This window comes from Kitasatospora albolonga, assembly GCF_039535905.1.
GTDB lineage: Bacteria > Actinomycetota > Actinomycetes > Streptomycetales > Streptomycetaceae > Kitasatospora > Kitasatospora albolonga.
Genome location: NZ_BAAAYB010000023.1, coordinates 25,889 through 47,128, shown reverse-complemented (window position 1 = coordinate 47,128; position 21,240 = coordinate 25,889). Strand labels below are relative to the sequence as shown.

The 21,240-nt window shown below is 74.5% G+C and carries 21 protein-coding genes and 2 pseudogenes; 1 reads left to right on the top strand and 22 read right to left on the bottom strand.

Annotated features, from left to right (window positions below; translation table 11 throughout):
* From ABD946_RS42455 to ABD946_RS06265, 18 genes and pseudogenes are all read right to left on the bottom strand, one after another.
* The coding region (locus ABD946_RS42455) for an SAM-dependent methyltransferase (RefSeq protein WP_425558532.1) at positions 1-244 on the bottom strand (244 nt) is incomplete at its 3' end.
* Complete coding sequence (locus tag ABD946_RS42450; protein WP_425558531.1) at positions 180-554, bottom strand: SAM-dependent methyltransferase; 375 nt, start codon at positions 552-554, stop codon at positions 180-182. The genes ABD946_RS42455 and ABD946_RS42450, both read right to left, overlap by 65 nt.
* Before the next feature lie 209 nt (positions 555-763).
* Positions 764-1,591 (bottom strand): cytochrome P450 family protein, encoded by an 828-nt coding sequence (locus tag ABD946_RS06340; protein WP_345280916.1) that lies wholly within the window; start codon positions 1,589-1,591, stop codon positions 764-766.
* Between the two features lie 224 nt (positions 1,592-1,815).
* Positions 1,816-2,565, bottom strand: a complete 750-nt coding sequence (locus ABD946_RS06335) for an antibiotic biosynthesis monooxygenase (protein WP_345280914.1) — start codon at positions 2,563-2,565, stop codon at positions 1,816-1,818.
* Positions 2,565-2,858, bottom strand: coding sequence for an SDR family oxidoreductase (locus tag ABD946_RS06330; RefSeq protein WP_345280912.1), 294 nt, complete (start codon positions 2,856-2,858; stop codon positions 2,565-2,567). The genes ABD946_RS06335 and ABD946_RS06330 overlap by 1 nt, the downstream gene beginning before the upstream one ends.
* On the bottom strand, positions 2,855-3,079 hold the full coding sequence (locus tag ABD946_RS06325) for a hypothetical protein (protein WP_345280910.1): 225 nt from the start codon (positions 3,077-3,079) through the stop codon (positions 2,855-2,857). Before ABD946_RS06325 ends, ABD946_RS06330 begins: the two co-directional genes overlap by 4 nt.
* Positions 2,991-3,344, bottom strand: a complete 354-nt coding sequence (locus tag ABD946_RS06320) for an SDR family NAD(P)-dependent oxidoreductase (RefSeq protein WP_345280908.1) — start codon at positions 3,342-3,344, stop codon at positions 2,991-2,993. Before ABD946_RS06320 ends, ABD946_RS06325 begins: the two co-directional genes overlap by 89 nt.
* A gap of 79 nt (positions 3,345-3,423) precedes the next feature.
* Positions 3,424-4,146: pseudogene (locus tag ABD946_RS06315) on the bottom strand (SDR family NAD(P)-dependent oxidoreductase); the annotation flags it as partial.
* A gap of 21 nt (positions 4,147-4,167) precedes the next feature.
* Positions 4,168-4,620: pseudogene (locus tag ABD946_RS06310) on the bottom strand (SRPBCC family protein); the annotation flags it as partial.
* Positions 4,620-4,883 (bottom strand): acyl carrier protein, encoded by a 264-nt coding sequence (locus ABD946_RS06305; protein ID WP_345280906.1) that lies wholly within the window; start codon positions 4,881-4,883, stop codon positions 4,620-4,622. The gene ABD946_RS06305 and the pseudogene ABD946_RS06310, both read right to left, overlap by 1 nt.
* 26 nt (positions 4,884-4,909) lie before the next feature.
* Positions 4,910-6,172, bottom strand: a complete 1,263-nt coding sequence (locus tag ABD946_RS06300) for a ketosynthase chain-length factor (RefSeq protein WP_345280904.1) — start codon at positions 6,170-6,172, stop codon at positions 4,910-4,912.
* Positions 6,169-7,440: a beta-ketoacyl-[acyl-carrier-protein] synthase family protein gene (locus tag ABD946_RS06295; protein ID WP_345280902.1), complete on the bottom strand. Its 1,272-nt coding sequence runs from the start codon at positions 7,438-7,440 to the stop codon at positions 6,169-6,171. The genes ABD946_RS06300 and ABD946_RS06295 overlap by 4 nt, the downstream gene beginning before the upstream one ends.
* Positions 7,437-7,892 (bottom strand): cupin domain-containing protein, encoded by a 456-nt coding sequence (locus ABD946_RS06290; RefSeq protein WP_345280900.1) that lies wholly within the window; start codon positions 7,890-7,892, stop codon positions 7,437-7,439. The genes ABD946_RS06295 and ABD946_RS06290 overlap by 4 nt, the downstream gene beginning before the upstream one ends.
* Positions 7,889-8,260, bottom strand: coding sequence for a TcmI family type II polyketide cyclase (locus ABD946_RS06285; protein WP_345280898.1), 372 nt, complete (start codon positions 8,258-8,260; stop codon positions 7,889-7,891). Before ABD946_RS06285 ends, ABD946_RS06290 begins: the two co-directional genes overlap by 4 nt.
* 187 nt (positions 8,261-8,447) lie before the next feature.
* Positions 8,448-10,388: an AfsR/SARP family transcriptional regulator gene (locus ABD946_RS06280; RefSeq protein WP_345280896.1), complete on the bottom strand. Its 1,941-nt coding sequence runs from the start codon at positions 10,386-10,388 to the stop codon at positions 8,448-8,450.
* Positions 10,389-10,708: 320 nt separating this feature from the next.
* On the bottom strand, positions 10,709-12,580 hold the full coding sequence (asnB, locus tag ABD946_RS06275; RefSeq protein ID WP_345280894.1) for an asparagine synthase (glutamine-hydrolyzing): 1,872 nt from the start codon (positions 12,578-12,580) through the stop codon (positions 10,709-10,711).
* A gap of 37 nt (positions 12,581-12,617) precedes the next feature.
* A complete protein-coding gene (locus ABD946_RS06270) occupies positions 12,618-13,121 on the bottom strand; it encodes a PNPOx family protein (protein WP_345280892.1) in 504 nt (167 codons plus the stop codon).
* Entirely contained in the window at positions 13,118-13,567 is a 450-nt protein-coding gene (locus ABD946_RS06265; RefSeq protein ID WP_345280890.1) for an anthrone oxygenase family protein, read from the bottom strand. The genes ABD946_RS06270 and ABD946_RS06265 overlap by 4 nt, the downstream gene beginning before the upstream one ends.
* 199 nt (positions 13,568-13,766) lie before the next feature.
* On the opposite strand from ABD946_RS06265, the gene ABD946_RS06260 reads away from it, so the two are divergent.
* Positions 13,767-15,359, top strand: a complete 1,593-nt coding sequence (locus ABD946_RS06260; RefSeq protein ID WP_345280888.1) for an FAD-dependent monooxygenase — start codon at positions 13,767-13,769, stop codon at positions 15,357-15,359.
* A 199-nt stretch (positions 15,360-15,558) separates the two neighbouring features.
* On the opposite strand, the gene ABD946_RS06255 is transcribed toward ABD946_RS06260, so the two are convergent.
* From ABD946_RS06255 to ABD946_RS06240, 4 genes are all read right to left on the bottom strand, one after another.
* Positions 15,559-17,163 carry an FAD-dependent oxidoreductase gene (locus ABD946_RS06255; RefSeq protein WP_345280886.1) on the bottom strand — a complete coding sequence of 535 codons (1,605 nt, stop codon included), beginning with the start codon at positions 17,161-17,163 and terminating at the stop codon, positions 15,559-15,561.
* Entirely contained in the window at positions 17,160-18,200 is a 1,041-nt protein-coding gene (locus ABD946_RS06250) for a methyltransferase (RefSeq protein ID WP_345280885.1), read from the bottom strand. The genes ABD946_RS06255 and ABD946_RS06250 overlap by 4 nt, the downstream gene beginning before the upstream one ends.
* Before the next feature lie 175 nt (positions 18,201-18,375).
* Positions 18,376-19,983, bottom strand: coding sequence for an MDR family MFS transporter (locus ABD946_RS06245; RefSeq protein WP_345280883.1), 1,608 nt, complete (start codon positions 19,981-19,983; stop codon positions 18,376-18,378).
* Between the two features lie 188 nt (positions 19,984-20,171).
* Positions 20,172-21,149 carry a quinone oxidoreductase family protein gene (locus tag ABD946_RS06240; RefSeq protein WP_345280881.1) on the bottom strand — a complete coding sequence of 326 codons (978 nt, stop codon included), beginning with the start codon at positions 21,147-21,149 and terminating at the stop codon, positions 20,172-20,174.
* Positions 21,150-21,240: the final 91 nt, after the last annotated feature.

The window sequence follows — 21,240 nt, the reverse complement described above, 5'->3', positions numbered from 1 at the left end:
GCACCTGGTCCGCGCCGGCGTGCGAGAGCACCAGGTAACTGCCGGGCGCCAGCCGGTCGGTGTACTGCCGGATCAGCTTCAGCGGGTCGTCCCCGTCGGGGACGAAGTGCAGGACGGCGGCGAGCAGCAGAGCGGCGACCGGCCGGTCGAAGTCGATCAGTCCAGGGTCTCCGGGGCTGTCAGGATTCCGCTCGGCCTCGTAGAGGTCGCCCTGGAAGACGGCGGCCCGCGGCTCCTCGGCCAGGATGGCCCGGCCGTGGGCGACCGCGACGGGTCGATGTCCACGTAGACCACGGTGCTGTCCGGTGGGCGGCCAGGGCGACGTCGTGGACGTTGCCCTCGGCCGGGATGCCGCGATGTCCAGAAACTGACGGTACGCCCAGGTCGGACAGCTCCCGCACCGAGCGGCGCAGGAAGGCGCGGTTGGCCCGCAGGGTGCGGAACAGTCGGGGTTGCCGCCGAGACCCGCTCGCGAGTTCGCGGTCGACCGGAAGTTGTGGTGCCCCCGATCCAGTGTCGTAGACCCGGGCGATGCTCGGGGCGTCGATGTCCACCTCGGCGGTGCCCGTGTGGGACGTGCCATGGTAGTCTACTCCTGGTGCGTGAGTGCGGCCGTAGGGGTGCGGGCCGTCAGGCGAGATGGAGCGGGAGCTCCTCCAGGCCGCGCATCGAATTCAGCGCTCTTGCTGGTGGCGCAGCTCTCGCCGGTCCCCTTTTGGCCCAGTCCGCAGGCGCTGGTGGAGCGCTCGAGAGAGCGGCCTGATCACGATCTGCCCCTGCAGCCGGGCCAGCGGGGCGCCCCAGGCAGTGGTGGATGCCGTGGCCGAAGGCCAGGCCGGCGGTGTTCGGCCGGTCGAGGTCGAAGCGGTCCGGGTCCTGGTGACGGGCCGGGGTCGCGGCCGGCCGCGGCCAGTGAAATGGTGACGAACTCGCCTTCCGGGATGAGCACGTCACCGACCTTCACCGGCTCGGTGGTGAATCGCCAGGTGGCGTTGGAGACCGGCCCGTCGTGGCGCAGGAACTCCTCGACCGCGGCGGGCCAGAGCGAGGCGTCGGCGGCCAGCCGGGCCGCGGCGCGCGGGGTGGGTGGAGCAGGGTCAGGGTGCCGTTGCCGATCAGGTTGACGGTGGTCTCGTGCCCGGCGACGAGCAGCAGGAAGGCCATCGGGACCAGCTCCTCGGCCGCCAGCCGCTCGCCCTCCTCCTCGGCGTGCACCAGATCGCTCAGCAGGTCGTCGGCGGGCGCCGCGCGCTTGGCCGCGATCAGCGCCCGGAGGGTAGCCGATCATCGCCACGTTGGCGTCCCGGACCTCCTCGGTGCGCCGGGCGCCGGAGACCAGCAGGTTGGACCAGCGGCGGAACTCGGCCCGGTCGTCCGGCGCACCCCGAGCAGCCAGCAGATCACCGTTGAACGGCACCGGGAAGGCCAGCGCCTCCATCAACTCGACCCGGTCCTGCCCGGCGAGGCCGTCCAGCAGCTCGTCCACCAGGGCGGTGATCCGGGGCCGCAGCGACTCGACCCGGCGGGCGGTGAAGGCCCGGCCCACCAGGCGGCGCAGCCGGGTGTGGTCCGGCGGGTCGCTGTCCAGCATGTGCGCGCTCAACTCCTGCGGGAACTGGCTGCGTTCGCCCGCCTCCCGGAGGAACGCCTCCGCGCGGCCGGGTCCGCGAAGTTCTTCGGGACCAGCTGAAGCCGACCCGCATGTCCCTTGCTCAGCGCGCGGGTCGGCGAGCAGTGCGCGGGCGTCCTCGTAGCGGCGTGACCAGCCAGGTGCGCAGTCCGTTGGGGGTGAGCACCGGGACGGCCCCCGCCGCCTCAGCGCAGTTCGGCGAGGACGGCGTACGGGTCCTGGTGGGAAGGCGCGGGCGTGAGAGGTCGAGCGGCGCCGCCGGGGTGGCCGGGTGGGTCATGCGCTGGCTCCTGTCGGGTCCGGGCTCGCGGCTGGCCGCGCCGTACGCTGGGCGAGCTCTCGGTAGATCTCGAACGGGCCCGCTCGCGGGGCGGTGTCGCGGAAGGGGCGCAGCGGGGCGGTCTGGTCACGGTGCCGGGCTCCGCCCTCCCAGCGCTCGAAGGCCTCCCAGTCGGCCAGCGGCTGACCACCACGAAGCAGTCCGGGCGGCGGGGCGCGCCGAGCAGCCGGTTGCCGAGCAGGCCGGGGGTGCCGGCCATCCGGCGGCTGGACTCGTGGTACGCCGTCAGCACGGCCGCCGGGTCGTCGCTCAGGGTGGTACAGGCACCACCTCGACGGCTGCCGGCCGTCACGCGGCGCGCCGCCGGCCGCGCGCCGGCCAGCGCGGCGACCACGTGCATGGTGGTCATCGAGCCGGCGCTGCGGTACGGGTGCAGCTTCTGCCGGTGCGTCAGGTGCCGGTCGCTGGTCTCGAACTCGCGGAACCTGGGCTCGTCGGTCCAGTCGCTGACGATCCAGTAGACGCCGCTCTCCTCGGCGCTGCGGGACAGCCACTGGCCGAGGTTGGCCGGGTGGTCGGTGACCGAGTCGCCCACCTCGCGCCAGACCCGCTCGAAGTCGCCCTCCATGCCGGGGTTGATCTGCATCCGCAGCATCACCCGGAACACCTGCTCGCCATCAGATGCCCCCGTCCACGTTGAGGGTCTCGCCGGTGGACGTACCCGGACAGGTCGCTGAGCAGGAAGAGCACGGGGGCGGCCAGTTCGGCCACCGTGCCGAGCCGGGCCAGCGAGGGTCTTCTGCGCAGTAGGTGGCCGCAGCGTCCCTCGGCACGGTCGGCGGCATGGCCTCGAAGGCCTCGGTTCTCGATCACGCCGGGCGCCACCACGTTGACCCGGATGCCGCGCGGGCCGAGCTCCTTGGCGAGCGAGCGGGTCAGCCCGGTCATGGCCGCCTTGGCGGCGGTTGTAGGGGGCCCGCAGCGGGATGCCGGCGGCCGCGCCCCGGGAGCCGATGTTGACCACCGAGGAGCCGGCCCCGAGCAGCGGCAGGGTCTGCTGGATCACCCGGTAGGCGGCGGTCAGGTTGGTGTCGATGACCCGGGACCCACTCGTCGGCGGGCAGCTCGGCGAACGGGACGTGGCTGATCACGCCGGCGTTGTTGACCACCCCGTCGAGGCGGCCGTAGTGCTGCCTGGCGAGCGCGGCCAGCCGGTCCACCCTCCTCGATCCGGGCCAGGTCGGCGCGGATCACGTGGTGCTCGCCCGGGGTCTCCTTGAGCTCCCGGACCAGGCTGTCCACCGCCTCGCCCTCCTGGCGGTGGCAGGTGAGCACGTCGGCGCCGGCCCGGGCGGCGGCCAGCACGATGCCGCGGCCGATGCCGCGGGTGCCGCCGGTGACCAGGATCTTCTTGCCGTGCAGTGCGAATTCCATCGGGATCTCCTCCTGAGGCCTGCCGGACGGATCGGGTCCGGCGGGCCGGGGTCGGGTGGGGCGGGGGCGTTGGGTGGGGTCAGACGCAGCCGTCGGCGTGGATGTCCTGGCCGGTGATGTACGAGGCGTGCTCGCTGCCGAGGAAGAGCACCAGCCGGGCGATGTCCTCGACGGTGCCGAGCCGGCCGAGCGCGGTGAAGGAGGCGAACAGCCGGCGCTGCCGCTCGGCCTCCTCGGCGGGGAGCTCGTCCAGTGCCTCGGTGGCGATCCGGCCGGGGGAGACGGTGTTGACCCGGATGCCCTGCGGTCCGAGCTCGCGGGCCAGCGAGCGGGTCAGCCCGACCAGGCCGGCCTTGACGGCGGTGTAGTGGGCGCCGCCGGCCATCCCGATCCCGGTCACCGTGGAGCCGAGGTTGACGATCGAGGAGCCGGGACCGAGCAGCGGCAGCGCGCGCCGGGTGACCAGGTGAGTGGCCGTCAGGTTGCCCTGGACGGTGGCCGCCCACTCGGCGGGGTCGAGGTCCCGGTAGGGCACCGGCCGGAACGCGCCGGCGTTGTTGACCACCACGTCCAGCCCGCCGAGGCCGGCGTCGCACTCGTCCAGCAGCCGCTCGACGTCCCGCTCGTCGGAGGCGTCGGCGCGCAGCACCCGGTGCTTGCCCGGGGTGGCGGCCAGTTCCCTTTCGAGCGAGCCGACGGCCTCGTCCCGGCGCCGGTGGCAGGTCACCACGTCGGCGCCCGCCCGGGCGGCGGCCAGCACGATGCCGCGGCCGATGCCCCGGGTGCCGCCGGTGACCAGGAACCGGCGGCCGGACAGCTGCGAGCCGGCCCGGGCGGCGGCCTCCACCTTGGCCTTGATCAGCCGCAGTTGGACCAGGGTGTTGCGGTTCAGCCGGTCGGTCATCCCGGCGTCGTCCAGCGGGGCGCCGGGCTTCATCGCGAAGTCCTGCAGCCAGCGCATCCGGACGCCGTCGGCCTGCTGGACGTACTCCCAGCGGATGTCCATGTGCTGGAACGGGCCGGTCTCGATCCGGCGGGCCCGCACGGTGCGGGTGCGCGGGTCCGGGGTCCGCTCGGAGACCCAGCTCCAGACCGTGCCGTTCTCGTCCGGGTGGAGCGCGAGCCGGAACCGCACGGTGTCCCCGTCCAGCTCCAGGATCTCGGCGCTCGCGTACTCGCTGAACAGCCGCGGCCACCCGGCCACGTCGTTGGTCATCTCCCAGACCAGCTCCATCGGGGCGTCGATGGTGATCGCGTTGTCGGTGTGCCCGGCCATCAGCGCACCGCCCCGGCGAGCCGTGCGTTGACGTAGTCGACCACCTGACGGGGCGTCTCCTTCTGCTCCACCTCGCCGTCCGGGATGCGGAAGCCGTACTCCCGCTCCACCCGGCCGGCCAGCTCCAGCAGGGCCAGCGAGTCGTAGCCCAGCTCGCTGAACGGCACGTCCGTCAGGTCCCTCCCGTCCGCAGCGCTCCGCTCGTCCGTGCCGGCACCCTCGCGCAGGATCCGCAGCAGGTCCTCCACCGTGAACTGGGCCATCAGCGGCCGCCTTTCGTCGTCTCGGGTCATGTCGTGGGATGCGGGCCGTCACCGGCGCCGACCAGCAGCGCGGAGGTGAAGCCGCCGTGGCCGCGGGCCAGCACCAGGGCGGTGCGCGGTGCGGTCGGCCGGGGGCGGTCCAGCACCAGGTCGATCTCGTGGCCGGGGGCCGGGCGGAGCGGGCCCGCGGTGTGCGGGACCAGTCCGTGGCGCAGTGCCAGCAGGGCGGTGGCGGTGTCCAGCGCCGCGCCGCCGGCGTAGAGCCGGCCGGTCAGGGTCTTCGGCGCCGTCACCGGCACCCCGCCGGGGCCGAACACCTCGGTGATCGCCCGGGATTCGGCCAGGTCCTGCTCCGGCCGGCCGGAGGCGTCGGCGAACACCACGTCCACCGCCTCGGCGGCCAGCCCGGCGTCGGCCAGCGCGCGCCGGATCACGGCGGCCAGCACCGGCGGACGGGCGGAGCCCGGCGGCGGGTCGAACCCGGCCGCGTAGCCCAGCAGTTCGCCGTAGTGCGGGGCGCCGCGCCCGGCCGCCCCGGCGGCGCTCTCCACCACCAGGAAGGCGCCGCCCTCCCCGGGGACGAAGCCCGTCGCGGCCCGGTCGAAGGGCAGGTAGGCGCGGGCCGGGTCGTCCTCGGTGGAGAGCCCGCCGGCCGACAGCTGGGCCACCAGTCCGTACGGGCAGAGCGAGGCGTCCGTGCCGCCGCTGAGCACCAGCCGCGAGCCGGAGGAGAGCAGCCGCCGGGCCTGCCCGAGCGCGTCCAGGCCGCCGGCCTGCTCGCAGCAGAGCACCCCGCAGGGGCCGCGCATGCCGTGCCGGATGGAGACCTGGCCGGTGGTCGCCGCGTAGAACCAGGCGATCGACTGATAGGCCGTCACCCAGGACGGGCCGCGCTGGTACAGCCGCTCCATCTCGTGCTGTCCGAACTCGGTGCCGCCGGAGGAGCTCGCGCTCACCACCGCCATCTCGTACTCGGGCAGCGCGGCCGGATCGGCGCCGGCGTCCTCCAGCGCGGCCGCCGCGGCCGCCAGCGCGAAGTGGGTGAAGCGGTCGGTCTGCGGGACCAGCCGGCCAGGCACCTGCTCCGCGGTGGCGAAGCCGGGCACCTCGCCGGCCACGCCGACCGGGTAGCCGGTGGTGTCGAAGCGGGTGATCCGGCCGAGGCCGCTCTTGCCCGCGAGCACCGACTCCCAGTGCTGCCGGGCGCCGATCCCGGTCGGGGCCACCACGCCGATCCCGGTCACCACGGCCCGGCCGGGCCGCCCGGTGCCGAGCCCCGAGGCGCTCACCGGACCACCCCCGTGCCCGGCCGGCCGAGCACCATCGCGGTCTGGAAGCCGCCGAACCCGCTGCCCACGCTGAGCACCCGGTCCATCCGGTGCTCGCGCGCGGTCACCGGCACGTAGTCCAGGTCGCACTCGGGATCGGCCACCGTGAGGTTGGCGGTCGGCGGCACCACCTGGTGGCGCAGCGCCAGCGCGCAGGCGGCGATCTCCAGGGAGCCGATGGCGCCCAGGGAGTGACCGATCATCGACTTGATCGAGCTCACCGGGACCTCGTGGGCCCGGGGCCCGAGACTGCGCTTGAAGGCGGCGGTCTCGTGCCGGTCGTTCTGCTTGGTGCCGGAGCCGTGCGCGTTGACGTAGTCGACGGCGGACGGATCGGTCCCGGCCCGGTCCAGCGCGACCCGGATCGCCTCGGCCATCTCCCGGCCGTCCGGCTTCAGCCCGGTCATGTGGAAGGCGTTGCTGCGCCCGGCGAAGCCGAGCACCTCCGCGTACACCTCGGCGCCCCGGCGACGGGCCGCCGCCTCCTCCTCGATCACCAGCACCGCCGAGCCCTCGCCCAGCACGAACCCGTCGCGCCGGCCGTCGAAGGGCCGCGAGGCGTGCTCCGGGTCGGCGTTGCTCGGGGTGGTCGCCTTGATGGCGTCGAAGCAGGCGAGGGTGATCGGCGACAGCGGGGCGTCGGTCGCTCCGGCCAGCACCACGTCGGCGCTGCCCTCCTCGATCAGCTGCACGCCGTGGCCGATCGAGTCCAGGCCCGAGGTGCAGCCGGTGGAGACCAGCGCCACCGGCCCCTCGGCGCCGACCTGCCAGGCCACCTCGGCCGCCAGCGTGCTGGGCACCATGTAGCCGTACAGGTGCGGGACGCCGTAGCTGTGGTCCACCAGCCAGTCGCGGCCCTGGTCGGAGAGGACGGTGTACTCCTCCTCCAGGCCCATCGTGCAGCCGACCGCGCTGCCGACCGAGACGGCCAGCCGGGCCGGGTCCGCGCCGGACAGGTCGAGGCCGCTGTCGGCCACCGCCTCCCGGGCCGCCACCACGGCGAACTGGGCGGCCCGGTCCATCCGCCGGACCTCCCGGGCGGTGAGCCCGGCCGCGCGCGGGTCGAAGTCGCACTCGGCGGCCACCTGGGAGCGGAAGCCGGAGGGGTCGAACAGGCTGATCCTGCGGGTGGCCGTGCGTCCCGCCGCGAGCAGGTCCCAGTAGGCCTTGCGGCCGATGCCGCCCGGCGCGACCACCCCGACGCCGGTGATGACGGCCCGTCGGGTCACCGCACGCCTCCGGCCTGCGCGCCGCCCACGTCCGCGCCGCCCACGTCCGGATTGCCGGCGGCGGCGTTCAGCGGCTGCTCGGTGTCGATGTGACCGAGCTCGGGCCGGGGGGCCAGCGGCGAGAGGTGGAAGACCGCCTCGGCCGTCTCGTCGCCGGTGTTGACCAGCCGGTGCCGGACCCCGATCGGGACCAACAGCGAGTCGCCGACGGTGAGTTGCACCGGCTGGTCGTCCAGCGTCATCTCCAGCCGGCCCCGCACCACGTGCAGGAACTCCTCGGAGTACGGGTGCAGGTGCTCGGTGACGTACTCGCCCGGGGCCAGCGTGAGCCGCCCGCCGAAGCCCGAACGGCAGCCCACCGTACGGGGGCTGAGGGTGACCCGGATGTCGCCGCCGCGCTTGGTGTTCGCCTCGACGGTGTCGACCGCCACCTTGACCGCGGGGGCGCTCATGCGCCACCGCCCAGGTTGGCGCCGTTCGGCCGGGTGATCTCGGCACCGCCGTCCGGGGTCCAGGAGTAGAACGGCACGGCCATCGCATCCCTCGGCTCGCGCCAGTTCGGGTCGAACGGGGTGATGAACTCGCCGAGCCGGGTGTTGATCTCCTGGTACCGCGGGTGGCTCCGGGCCCGGTAGAGCCTGGGCGCGATGTCCTGCTCGGCCTCGACCAGGTGGAAGTACAGGTTGTGGAAGGCGAACAGGGTCCGCCTGGACACGCCCACCAGATGGGGGAGTTCGGTGCCGTCCGAGTCGGCGAAGACCTGCGCCACGCCCTCGGCGTCGGCGAGGTCCATCCTCGCCACGATCAGCGTTCGATGCACGGTGCCTCCTTGCTCGTCGCTACCCGACCCATGCTGGTGGGCGGTGATCGAGGCGCTCTCGAAGGCTCCTGGAAGGCCGCTGGGCGGGGCCGGAGCGGGCCGGGACGCACCGCGGCCCGTCGCGCCGGGGAGGCGTGACGGGCCGGGATCGGTCGGACGGGGGAGGGGCGGGCCGGGTGGGCGGGGGTCAGCCGGCGAGGCCGGGGTGGGTCAGCAGGGCGGTGCCGGCGGGCTCGTGCCGCGGTGCCGAGGGCGGGGCCTCCTCGCCCCGGAGCAGCAGCAGGGCGTGCCGGGTGAGCCGCGGCACCGCGTACGCCGGGGCGGCCCCGGACTCCCGGTCCTCGGCGCTGACCGGCAGTTCGTCCACCAGGTGCACGTCCACCAGGTCCTCCAGCAGGGTCTCGGCGTCCTCCGCTCGCCGAGACAGCAGCTTGGCCGCGTCGTCCGCCCGCCAACACCGGCGGTTGCGCTCGGCCAGCAGGTGCAGCAACTTCCGGTGCGGCTCCGGCAGGTGACGGTAGCTCGACTCCACGGTGCCGGCCAGCGACTGGGTGCCGGCCGGCAGGCCGAGCAGCACCGACTGGTTGCTGCGCAGCCGTTCGGCCAGCCGGGCCGCCGACCAGCCGGGCCGGGCCGCGAGCCGGGCCGCGACCGCGCGGAGCACCAGCGGAAGCCCCTCGCACATCCGCAGCAGCTCGTGCGCGGCGGCCGGTTCGTCCTGCCAGTGCCGCCCGCCGGCCACCCGGTTGTACAGCCGCAGCGAGTCGTCGGTGGAGAGCGCCGACAGCACCACCTTGCGGCCCATGCCGAGGCTGTGCGCCCGGTACCGGTTGGTGGCGATCACCGCGCACCCGGAGCCGCCGGGGATCAGGGCGCGCAGCTGGGAGGCGGCCAGCACGTCGTCGACCACCACCAGCACCCTGCGGTCGGCGGTCCAGCTGCGCAGCAGCCGGCTGAGGTCGTCCAGCCCGGTCGGCAACTCGTCGCGGCGCAGGCCCAGCGAGCCCAGGGCGGCGGCCAGCACCTCGGTGAGCTGGGCCGTGCCGTGGCCCACCGCCGTCAGGTCGACGTAGAGCTGGCCGTCGGGGAAGTACCGGCGCAGCCGGTGCGCGGCGCGGATCGCGAACGCGGTCTTGCCGACGCCGGGGGCGCCGTGCACCTCCACCACCCGGGTGCCCGACTCGGCCCGCCGGGTGGCGCCTAAGTATCCCTCGAGTTCGGCGAGTTCCTCCTGCCGCCCGACGAAGTCCCCGACGTCGGCCGGGAGTTGGGCCGGGCTGAGCAGGGCGGTCCGCTGCGGGACCGGCCGCCCGGTACCGCTTCTGGGCGGGGCGGCGGGTCGGCCGCGGTCGGCCAGCACCTCCTGGTGCAGCTGCTGCAGCGCCGCCGAGGGCTCCAGCCCGAGGTCGTCCACCAGGCGGGTGCGCAGGGTGCGGAAGACGTCGAGCGCCTCCGGGCGGCGGCCGCCCCGGTGCAGGGCCCGCATCAGCTGGTCGGCGAAGGCCTCGTGGGTCGGATGGGCCCGGAAGGCCGTCGACAGCTCGTCCAGCACCGCGTGGTGGCGGCCGAGCTCCAGCTCGATCGCGAAGCGCCGCTCCATCGCGTTGCGGCGGTGCTCCTCCAGCTGGGTGGACCAGGCGGCCAGCCGCCGGCTGCCGGTCACGTCGACCAGGGCCTGGCCCTGCCAGATCCCCAGCGCCTCGGCCAGGGTGTCGGCCGCCTGCCGGCCCAGGCCGGCCCGGTGCTCGCCGCGGCCGCGCTCCACCAACTGCTCGAAGCGGTAGGCGTCGACGGCCTGTTTGTCCTCCAGCTGGAGCTCGTAGCCGCCGACCCTGGTGAGCAGGGCAGGGCGGCCGCTCGGCGGGCAGGAGGCGAACGGTGCCCCGGTCTGTCCGGTGGCCAGCCGCAGCCGCCGGCGCAGCTGGTAGATGTAGGTCTGAAGGGTGGTCAGGGCGCTCAGCGGGGGGCGGTCCTCCCAGAGCTCCTCGCACAGCTGGTCGACGCTGACCAGGGTGTTGGCGTTGAGCACCAGCAGCGCGAGCACCTGGCGCAGCTTGGGGGCGGAGGGGGTGACGTCCCCGCCGTCACGGTGTACGCGGAGCGAGCCCAGAATTCCGATCTCCAGCATGGCGAATCCTCATTTCGGCCACATTCACACCTGGCAATCCCGGTGGGGCTGAGTACAGCGGCAAATGACCATTGCCCGTCTTTTGCCTTTTCTTTTCCTGGGCGGCAGTGGCCGCCTCGTCCCAGGCGCTGGGTGGCTACGGGACCGCTGGGGGGAGCGGCGGGCAATGGTGAAGAATTCACCTGCCCTGAACCCAATCTTTCCCAGTTCGCCCGCCACCATATTCGCCCGTGCACATATATGGCAAGGACGGTCCGAATCAAGTCAGTCGGGGAATGCGATCCGGACGAATGCGGCGGCCGAGGTGTGACGCCGCCACGTCAGAGCCGCAGGTCCACCCGGTACTCGGTCAGCCAGGTGTCGAGCTGGATCATCATCTCCATGCTGGCCCGCTCGACCCAGGCGAACGCCCCGCTGGGCGCGCCGCCCGGGGCCAGCGCGGCCCTGGTCGCGGCGGTGTCCAGCAGCGGCGCGACGGCCGCCCCGCGGTCGGCCGCCAGCTCGGCGAACCGGGCCCGCAGCCGCTCCCCGTACTCGGCGTCCTGGGTGGTCGGGTAGGCGCTCTTGCGCCGGTTCAGCACCGGCTCCGGCAGCAGGTCGGCGACCGCCGCCCGCAGCAGGCTCTTCTCCTGGCCGCCCACCCGCTTGAGCTCGGCGGGCACGTTGTAGACGTACTCCACCAGGGCCCGGTCGCAGAACGGCGGCCGCAGCTGCACGCCGTGCGCCGTGCTCATCCGGTCCGCCCGGTCCAGGTGGGTCGGCGCCCAGCGGGTCAGCGCCAGGTAGCTCACCTCGCGGGCCCGGCGCTCGGCAGCGCTCTCGCCGGCCACGTGCGGGACCTCGGTCAGCGCGTCCCGGTAGTGCTGGTCGGCGTACTCCAGGAAGTCCAGCTCCTTGCGCAGCCCGAGGTCCACCAGGGAGCAGCCGAGCCCGCCGGCCGCCGCGTCGTGGCCGCGCTCGAACGAGACCCAGGGGAAGGTGCGGGAGTTGCTGTGGTCCGGGTCGTACGCCCAGAAGTAGCCGTTGAACACCTCGTCCGCGGTCTCGCCGGAGAGCACCGCCGTCACCCCCGCGCGCCGCAGCGCCGCGAAGAACAGCAGCAGCGAGACGTCCATGTCGCCCAGCGGCGACGGCACGTCCTGGCTGCGCAGCGCGGCCGCGTGCACCTCGCGGTCGGCCAGCGCGGCGGTGTCCAACAGGATCTCGGTGTGCCCGGTGCCGATGTGACGGGCCGCCAGCTCGGCGAACGGGGCGTCGGGGGTGGCCCGCATGGTCGGGTGCGGCTGGAAGTTCTCGGTGTAGCCGGTGAAGTTGACCGAGAAGGTGCGCAGCGGCCCGCCCCCGGCCTCCCGCAGGGTCCGCTGGGCCAGTGCCGTCAGCGCGCTGGAGTCGATCCCGCCGGAGAGCATCGCACCGACCGGGACGTCCGCCCGCAGGTGCCGCGCCACCGAACCGGCCAGCAGCTCCCGCACCGTGGCGACGGTGGTCGCGGTGTCGTCGGTGTGCGGCCGGGCCGGCAGCGACCAGTAGCGCTGCTCGGTGACGCCCTCCCGACGGACCGTCAGCCGGTGCCCGGGGAGCACTTCGCGCATCCCCCGGAACACGCCGGTGCCCGGCTTGCGGCTGTGCGCGAACAGCTCGCGCAGCCCGTCCGCGTCCACCACCGGGCTGACCTCCGGGTGGGCCAGCAGCGCCTTCGGCTCGGAGCCGAACAGCGCCCCGGCGGCGGTGGTCACGTAGCACAGCGGCTTGACGCCCAGCCGGTCCCTGGCCAGCAGCAGCTCCTGCCGGCGGACGTCCCAGACCGCCAGCGCGAACAGGCCCTCCAGCCGCAGGAGGAACCCCTCGCCCCACTCCAGATAGGCGTGCAGCGCCGCCTCGGCGTCCGAACGGTCCGTCAGCCGGTGCCCCCGGGACGCCAGTTCGGCGGCCAGCTCGTCCCGGTTGGTGAGCGCCCCGTCCAGGGCCAGCACCGCCACCGGACGGCCGCCGTCGGCGAACACCGCGGGCTGCGCGCCCCGTTCGAGCTCCAGCAGCGCCAGCCGCCGGTGCGCCAGTGCGGCCGGCCCCTCGGCCCACTCGCCCGCGCCGTCCGGCCCGCGGTGCGCCAGCGCCGCGGACATCGCCCGCAGGGTGCCGGCCTGCCCGGCCGCGTCCCGCCCGAAGTCCACCCAGCCCGTGATCCCGCTCATCCTGCAGTCCTCTCGTCCGGTCCGATTCGCTTGCGGTTCACGGCAGTTCGCCGTCCGGCCCGCCCCAGGTGCCGGCCTGCGGCTCCACGTCCACCAGCGCCAGGCCCTCGGCCGCCACGGCGGCCCGGAACGCGGCCAGGTCCGGGGCCGCCGTCACCGCGATGCCCAGCCGCCGCCCGGCCGCCTCGCCGTAGCGGTGGTACAGCTCCAGATAGCCGCGGGCGGTCCGCTCGGCGTCCTCCGCCAGCCGGTAGCGGACCGGGCCGCGCAGGCCCCGCCAGGTCAGCTCGCCCGCCGCGCCGCCCGCGAAGTTGTGCCGCCAGCCGCTGCCGGTGGCCACCACCAGGCCGCCGCCCAGCCGGTGTACCCCGGCCGGCACGGTGTACGGGCGGCCGCTGCGCCGCCCGGTGAAGTGCAGCAGCGCGAGGTGCAGCGCCACCGGCCCCGGGTCGGCCCGGGAGAGCAGTTCGCGCATCCGCTCGTCCGCCCCCGCCCGGTCCGGGCCCTCGGGCAGCGCCCGCCGGACGGTGCCGCCGGTCACGACAGCACCACCGCGGCCGCCGTCAGCGTGCAGCCGGCCGCCGCGCAGCAGGTGCGCACCAGGTGCCAGTCGCGCCACTGCGGCCGCGGGTCCTGCCAGCCGGGGCCCAGGTCGGCCGGCCCGGTGGCCTTGACCCGCCGGTTGATCGGCACGTTCCTGGTCTGCGACACCGCCGCCACCCCCGCCATGCACACCACCGCCGCGCCGAACAGCAGCCGCGGCGGGCCCTCGGCCCGGACCGCCAGCACCAGGTCGGCCAGGGTGGACCCGGCCACCACGAACGGCATGATCCGGTCGTAGTGGCGGCCGAGCAGCTTGTGGGTGGCCACGTAGTGCTCCGGCGTCATCGCGATCAGCGCGGGCACCACGCTGATCGCCACCGCGAACAGCACCCCCGCCACCAGACCGGTGCCCACCAGCACCGCCACGCTCAAGGTCTCCACCACGCTCCCCGCCACCCCTCTCCGTCCGTCGGCCGGTACCTGACGAAGCATCGCCAGACCGGCTGGGACAGCGCTCGAATCCGCCTGGGACGTGGTACGGCACCGCGCTCCGCGGCTCGCCCGTCCCACCAGCCCGGCCCCAGCGGCCCGGTGTTCGCTTCGCCCGGCAGGGATCCGACACAGGCAACCGAAGGGAGCGGACATGGCCGTGGAGACGACCGACGTCCTGATCGTGGGCGGCAGCATGGTGGGTCTGGCCCAGGCCCTCTTCCTGGCCCGGCAGGGCATCCGACCGGTGCTGGTGGAGCGGCACACCGAGGTCTCGGCGCACCCCCGGGCGCAGGCGGCCAGCCCGCGCACCATGGAGCTGCTGCGGGCGCTCGGCCTGGAGCAGCGGGTGCGCGAGCGCGAGACGCCCGGCGCCCAGTACGGCGACATCCTCCAGGTCACCTCGCTGACCGGGACCGAACTCGGCCGCTTCGACGGCCCGTTCCGGCACGACCCGAACGAGGTCGGCACCACCGGATGGACGCTGATCGGGCAGGACCGCCTGGAGCCGGTGCTGCTGGAGCGGGCCCGCGAGCTGGGCGCCGACCTCCGCTTCGGCACCGAGCTGGTGAGCCACCGTCAGGACGCCGACGGCGTCACCTCCGTGCTGCGCGACCTGCGCGACGGCACCGAACGGACGGTGCGCAGCCGCTACCTGGTGGCCGCCGACGGCTTCCGCGCCGAGATCCGGGAGGGCCTCGGCATCGGCGCGCACGGCCGCGGCGTGCTCGGGCAGCAGATGAGCGTCATCTTCCACGCCGACCTCGACCCGTACGTCGCCGGGCGGAGCTTCTTCCTCTGCTTCGTCAGCAACGAGCGGGTCAAGGGCGTGCTGGGGCGGATCGGCGGGCCGGAGTCGGACCGCTGGGTGCTGGCGCCGAGCCTGCCGCCGGGGGCCAGCCACCGGGAGTACTCCGCCGAGGAGTGCGTCGAACTGGTGCGGGCCGCCGTCGGGGTGCCGGAGCTGGCGGTCGAGGTGGAGTCGGCGAGCAGCTGGGAGGTGGCGGCCCAGGTCGCCGACCGGTTCCGCGACCGGCGGGTGCTGCTGGCCGGGGACTGCGTGCACGTGATGCCGCCCACCGGCGGCTTCGGCGGCAACATGGGCGTCCAGGACGCGCACAACCTGGCCTGGAAGCTGGCCCTGGTGCTGCGCGGCCAGGCCGGCCCCGAGCTGCTGGACAGCTACGAGCAGGAGCGGGCGCCGGTCGCCGAGTTCACCGTGGAGCAGGGCGTCATCCGCTACCTCCAGCGCAGCGGACTGGACGCCGAGGCGGCCGCCCGGCACCGCCCGGAGACCACCGTGCTGTTCGGCCAGGTCTACCGCTCCGGCGCGGTGCTCACCGAGGACGGCCCGGACGACGGCGCCCCGGTCGAGGACCCGGTGGTGCCCTCCGGCCGCCCCGGCACCCGGGCCGCCCACCTCCCGCTGGTCGTCGACGGCCGCACCACCCCGCTGCACGACCTGCTGACCGGCGGCTTCCTGCTGCTGACCGGCCCGGCCGGGGCCGCCTGGGAGCCCGCCGCAGCGGCCGTCCGGGCCGCCACCGGGCTGGACCTGACGGCCCGTCGGGTCGGTGCGGGGGAGCCGCCGGAGACGGTCGAGCGCTTCCTCAAGGCCTACGGCGTGGGCCCGGACGGAGCCGCGCTGATCCGGCCGGACGGCTTCATCGCCTGGCGGACCGCCGCACTCCCGGCCGACCCGGCCGAGGCCCTGGGCAGCACACTGGCCCGGCTGCTGCGCCCCTGACGGCACGACAGCACGGCAGCCCCAGCCCGGCGGCCCGCTGGCCCGCTGGCCCGCCGGCCCGGCGGCCCGCTGGCCCGCTGGCCCGGCGGCCTGGCGGCCTGGCGGCGCCGAGGCTCAGTGATCAGACAGCAGGACAGCGCGGCGGCACGACGGAAGGGGCGCCCGGCTCGGCCGGGCGCCCCTTCCTGGTGTCGTCTGCTCAGTCGCGGTCCAGCAGCGTGCGCAGCGCCGCGGCCGCCGCCTCGCCGGGAGCGGTGTCCTCGCCCGTGGAGCGCCAGGCGACGAAGCCGTCCGGCCGGACCAGTGAGGCGCCGCCGAGCGGCAGCCCGTAGCGGGCCCGGAACACCCCCTCCGGATCGGTGAACTCCCCGTCCGGGCCGATCCGGTGGACCGCGAGCGGCAGGCCGAGCCGGCCGGCCTCGGCCACCGCCCGCTCCGTCCAGTCGCCCGCCGCGCCGTCGGCCAGCAGCACGAAGCCCGCGCCGAACAGGTCCAGGCAGGAGAGCGGGCCGTCCGGTCCGCCGACCACCAGGTGCGGTGCCCGGGCCCCGGGCCGGCCGGTCGGCCGCGCCGGGTCCTCGAAGGGTTCGTCGCCGCCGTCGGGCTCGGCGGCGAACGCCCCCGCCGGGTAGCGGTAGCCGAAGGTCACCGTGGTCTCGTCCAGCAGCTCCGGCGCCACCTCCTGGAACTGCTTGCCCTCCCGCACCGCGAACCGCAGCATCGCCTGACGCACCGTCTGCTCCGCGACCGGGCGGCGCTCGGCCCGGTAGCTCTCCAGCAGCCCCGGCCCGGCCGTGCCGGCCAGCACCAGGGCGAGCTTCCAGGCCAGGTTGTACGCGTCCTGGATGCCGGTGCTGGCCCCGAACGCACCGGTCGGCGGCATCACGTGGGCGGCGTCGCCGGCCACCAGCACCCGGCCGGCGGCGAACGCGTCCGCGACCCGGGCCGAGATGTCCCAGGAGGGCAGGTGGGTGGACTCCACCTTCAGCGCCAGCTCCGGCACCCCGACCGCGGCCCGGATCACCGCCGCGCAGCGCTCCTCGGTGAAGTCCACGGCCCGCTGCCCGCGGTCGGGGAAGTAGGAGACGTTCAGCACCCAGCGCCGGTCGTTGTCGATCGGGATGAGGGTGCCCCGCACCTCCGGGTTGTTGACGTAGGCGGCGATGATCCGGCGGCCGCGCAGCGCCTCGGTCAGGTCCGCCTCGAAGAAGACCGAGACCAGGTTGGTGATGGTGCCGGGGCCGGCCGCGCCGATCCCGAGCAGTTCGCGGACGGGGCTGCGGCTGCCGTCCGCCGCGATCAGGTACGCGGCCCGCAGCTCCTCCCGGCGGCCGGTGGCCAGGTCGGTGACGGTGGCCAGCACCCCGTCCTGATCCTGTGTCACCCCGTCCAGCCGGGTGTGGAAGCGGACGTCGGCGCCGACCTCGACGGCCCGCGCCCGCAGGATCGGCTCCAGCTGGTTCTGGTCGATCAGGGTCCACTGGGTCGGGCTGATCCGGCCGATGTCCTCGGGCGTCGCGTTGGGCATCCGCACCCGCTCCGCGCCGGCCAGCGTCTCCACGTGCACCAGGTCGGTGTTGCCGGAGATCGGCGAGCGCCCGGCCCGGACCAGTTCCTCGATGCCGACCGCGCGGTACAGCTCCATGGTGCGCGGGTTGATGGCCCGGGCCTTGGGGTGGGTGGAGGTGTCGGGGTGGCGCTCGACCAGGGTGGCTCGGACACCGTGGTGGGCCAGGAACACCGCCGCCGACAGGCCGGTCAGCCCGCCGCCGACGATCAGGACGGGGAGCTGCTCCGCGTTCACGCCGCCTCCTTGCGGGCCGTCACCAGGGTGTGGGTGCCGAGCAGCGGCTCGGCCGTGTCGTCCGTGAAGCCGGCCTCCCGCAGCCAGGACCGGCAGTCGCCGACCCGGTACTCGGAGCCGTCCGGGCTGACCAGCCGCATGTGCAGACTGCTCAACAGCCGCTCCGGGTCCCGCCGTTCGTCGTCGATCATCCGGTCGTAGACCAGCACCGCACCGCCCGGCCGGACGGCGGCGAAGACCCGGCGCAGCAGCTCCCGCCGCCGCTCGTCCGAGAATCCGTGCAGGATGTGGCCGAGCACCACCACGTCGGCGGGCGGCAGCGCGTCGGTGAAGAAGTCGCCGCCGACGAAGGAGACCCGGTCGGCCAGGCCGAGCCGGCCGATGTGCTCGGTGAACAGCGGCCTGGTCCGCTCCAGGTCGAAGCAGACCGCCGCCAGGTGCGGGTGGGCCCCGGCCAGGACGGCGGCCAGGTTGCCCCGGGCCCCGCCCAGGTCCACGAAGGAGCCGTACCGGGCCCAGTCGAGCCGGCCGGCCAGCTCGGTGCCCATCCGGTCGCTGTACGCGTCGAGCCCGGCCAGGAAGCGCTTCATCTTCGCCGGATCCTGGTGCCGGTCGCCGACGAAGCCGCCCTTGTCCGGGTCCAGGTGCTGCGGCTCGCCGGTGCGCAGCGCCTCGCTGAGCCGGCCCCAGGTCCCGTACAGGGTCTCGTTGGTGAGCTCCACGAAGCCGCCCAGGTAGGAGCCGGAGCCCGGCACCAGGTAGGCCTCGGCGAGCGGGCCGTTGCGGTACCGGTCGCCGGTGCGTTCCAGCAGGCCGAGGCCGGTCAGCGCGTCGAGGAAGTCGTCCGCCATCCGCGGGTGCAGGCCGGTGCGCCCGGCCACCTGGGCGGCCGCGGCGGGCCCGGCGGCCAGCGCGTCGAACACGCCGAGCGTGACGGCGCTGTGCAGCACCTTGGCCGCGCAGTCGGCGATGGTCAGCCGGATCAGCGGGCCCGGGTCCACCCGGCCGGCCGTTTTCGGGTCCTCGGTCGTCGTCACGCACGCCTCCTGGTCTCGGTGCCGTCAGGTCCTGCCCCGACCATCGCGGGCCGCCGTCGAGGCGGGCTCGAAGCCCGCTGTAACTCCGGTAGGTCGCGGGCGGGGTGCCGGAACGCCGCCGGGCCGCCCGCCGGAGGTGTCCGGCGGGCGGCCCGTGGTGCGGGTCGACGGTGCGTCAGGAGTGCTGCTCGGCGGGCTGGTCGTGGCCGTGACCGTGGCTGCCCTCACCCTCGCCGTGGCCGCCCTCGCCGCCGCCCCAGGTGCGCAGCGGCAGGTCCTTCATCAGCAGGGCGCAGACCAGGCCGACCGCCAGGACCGGGACGGTGGCCAGGAAGACCGGGCTGAGCGCCGCGGCGTAGGCCTGCTCGACCGCCTGGCGGGTGGTGTCCGCGAGCCGGTCCAGCACCTCGTGCGAGGCGAGCGAGTCGGCGCTCACCCCGTTGAGCCCGCCGGCCGGCACCCGGGCGGTGAGCTCCTCGGTGAGCCGGTTGTAGAAGATCGCGGCGAACACCGAGATGCCCAGCGTGCTGCCCAGTTGGCGGGAGAAGGCGACGGTGGCGTGCACGGCGCCGATGTCGTCGCGCGGCGCGGTGTTCTGCGCGGCCATGGTGAGCACCTGCATGTTGAGGCCGGCCGCGACGCCGAAGACCAGCATGTAGCCGACCACCACCGCCCGCGGCGTCCCGGTGTCCATGGTGGAGAACAGCAGCGCGCCGACGATGCCGGTGGCCATGCTGGCCACGGGGTACCACTTGTAGCGGCCGCTCTTGGTGATCAGCTTGGTGGAGACCACCGAGGCGGCGACCAGGCCGGCCATCATCGGCAGCAGCACCAGGCCGGACATGGTCGGGGTGGCACCGGTGGCGACCTGGACGTACAGCGCGAGGAAGACCACCGCGCCGAGGAAGACCACCCCGGCGGCGGCGCTGACCAGCACGCTGACCGAGAAGGTCGAGTCGCGGAACAGGTGCAGCGGGATCACCGGCTCGGCGGCCCGCCGCTCGGCGGCCACGAACAGCGCGCCGAGCACCACCGCGACGGCCCCGAGGCCGAGGATCTGCGGCGAGGCCCAGTCGTACTTGCCGCCGCCCCAGCTGGCCACCAGGGTGAGCGCGACGATGGCACCGCTGAGGGTGAGGAACCCGGCGTAGTCGATCTTCGCCTGCCGGGTCTTCGGCGGCAGGTGCAGGAAGGCGGCGAGCATGCCGAGCACCAGCAGGCCCAGCGGCAGGTTGACCAGGAACACCCAGTGCCAGCTGAGCAGGTCGGTGAGCACCCCGCCGACGGCGGGGCCGGCCACCGCGGCGCCCGCGAAGACCATGCCGAACATGCCGTAGTACTTGGCGCCCTCGCGCGGGCTGAACAGCTCGCCGATGATCGCCAGCACGGAGACGAACAGGCCGCCGGCGCCCAGGCCCTGGACCACCCGGAAGGCGATCAGCTGCTCCATCGACTGGGCCGCGCCGCTGAGCAGCGAGCCCAGGATGAAGACCGCGACGGCGACCAGGAAGACGGTCTTGCGGCCGAACAGGTCGCCGAGCTTGCCGTAGACCGGCGTGGTGACGCTGCTGGTGATGATGTAGGCGGTGGTGACCCAGGCGAAGAGCTCGAGGCCGCCCAGGTCGCCGACGATCCGGGGCAGGGCGGTGGCCACCACCTGGGAGTCGAGCATGGCCAGGAAGATCGCGAGCATGCAGGCGAAGATCACCGGCTTGATCCGGGTGCCGGGCGGCGGGCCGGCGGTGGGCGGCCCTTCCTCGGGACGGGTGGTCGGAGCTGACACGGGTCTACCTTTCGAGCGGTGTGATCAGGGTGGTGCGGCGGCCTGTGCCGCCGCGGACGGTGCTCGTCCCCGACCTGCCGGCCGCGGTGCGACCGGTGTCATTTCGGATGTGTCCGACCAGGGGAGTGGGGCTGGGGGTGGCCGGTCGCGTACGGGGGCGCCGCGACCGGCCACCGGCTGAGGGGGTGTCAGGGGACCAGGACGACCTTGCCGAGCTGGGCCCGGGCCTCCATCAACTCGTGGGACTTGACGGCGTCCTCGAGCGGCAGGCGCTCGTGGACCACCGGCTTGACCAGGCCCGTGCGGATCATCTCCAGCAGGTCGCGCTGACCCGCGGCGATGGCCTCCGGCCGGTTGTAGAGCATGGCGTAGAGCGCGAAGCCCGCCACGGTCTTCATCCGGCTCAGCATCAGCGGGTTGACCGGCTGGATGTCGCCGCTGGCCGAGCCGTAGAAGACCAGCCGGCCGAACTGGGCGGTCAGCGCGACGCTCTTGGTGAGGATGTCGCCGCCGACGGTCTCCAGCACCACGTCGGCGCCGCGGCCGTCGGTGGCGGCCCGGACCTGGTCGTCCCAGTCGGCGTCGGTGTAGTTGATCGCCACGTCGGCACCGAGCGAGCGGACGAAGTCCAGCTTCGCCGCGGTGCTGGCGGTGGCGATCACCTTGCCGGCGCCCATCGCCTTGGCGATCTGCACCGCGAGGTGGCCGACCCCGCCGGAGGCGGCGTCGATCAGCACCGTCTCGCCGGGCTTGAGCTGGCCGGCCTCCTTGAGCGCGTGGTACGCGGTCTGGGCGGGGCTGGGCAGCAGGGTGGCCTCGGCGGCGTCCATGTCCTGCGGGATGGTGATCAGCCAGGCGGCGTCGGCGGTGACGTAGTCGGCGTAGGCGCTGTGGTCCACGTCCACCACCACCCGGTCGCCGACCTTGACGTTGGTGACGCCCTCGCCGAGCGCCTCGACGGTGCCGGCGACGTCGCCGCCGGGGGCGCCGGGCAGACCGGCGTGGCCGCCGATCGGGATGCCCTGGCGGCGCTGGACCTCGGCGAAGGTGACGCCGATGGCCTCGGAACGGATCAGCACGTGGCCCGGCCCGGGCTGCGGCTTCTCCGCCTCCTCGACACGCAGCACCGACGGAGCTCCGTGCTCGTAGTGGCGGACGATTCGCATGTGGTTCTCCTTTGATGACGTATGCACTTGTATGTTGGCATGCATGCGTTTGCGAGTCTACATATTTCGGTGGGCCGCGCAAGGGCGGCCG

What these genes read in the sequence shown, in the direction of transcription:
- ABD946_RS06240 (WP_345280881.1), bottom strand. Translation starts at nt 21,149, where the DNA reads ATGCGAATCGTCCGCCACTACGAGCACGGAGCTCCGTCGGTGCTGCGT.
- ABD946_RS06280 (WP_345280896.1), bottom strand. Translation starts at nt 10,388, where the DNA reads ATGCTGGAGATCGGAATTCTGGGCTCGCTCCGCGTACACCGTGACGGC.
- ABD946_RS06335 (WP_345280914.1), bottom strand. Translation starts at nt 2,565, where the DNA reads ATGCTGCGGATGCAGATCAACCCCGGCATGGAGGGCGACTTCGAGCGG.
- ABD946_RS06290 (WP_345280900.1), bottom strand. Translation starts at nt 7,892, where the DNA reads ATGAGCGCCCCCGCGGTCAAGGTGGCGGTCGACACCGTCGAGGCGAAC.
- ABD946_RS06320 (WP_345280908.1), bottom strand. Translation starts at nt 3,344, where the DNA reads ATGGAATTCGCACTGCACGGCAAGAAGATCCTGGTCACCGGCGGCACC.
- asnB (WP_345280894.1), bottom strand. Translation starts at nt 12,580, where the DNA reads ATGAGCGGGATCACGGGCTGGGTGGACTTCGGGCGGGACGCGGCCGGG.
- ABD946_RS06330 (WP_345280912.1), bottom strand. Translation starts at nt 2,858, where the DNA reads ATGACCGGGCTGACCCGCTCGCTCGCCAAGGAGCTCGGCCCGCGCGGC.
- ABD946_RS06305 (WP_345280906.1), bottom strand. Translation starts at nt 4,883, where the DNA reads ATGGCCCAGTTCACGGTGGAGGACCTGCTGCGGATCCTGCGCGAGGGT.
- ABD946_RS06260 (WP_345280888.1), top strand. Translation starts at nt 13,767, where the DNA reads ATGGCCGTGGAGACGACCGACGTCCTGATCGTGGGCGGCAGCATGGTG.
- ABD946_RS06340 (WP_345280916.1), bottom strand. Translation starts at nt 1,591, where the DNA reads ATGCTGGACAGCGACCCGCCGGACCACACCCGGCTGCGCCGCCTGGTG.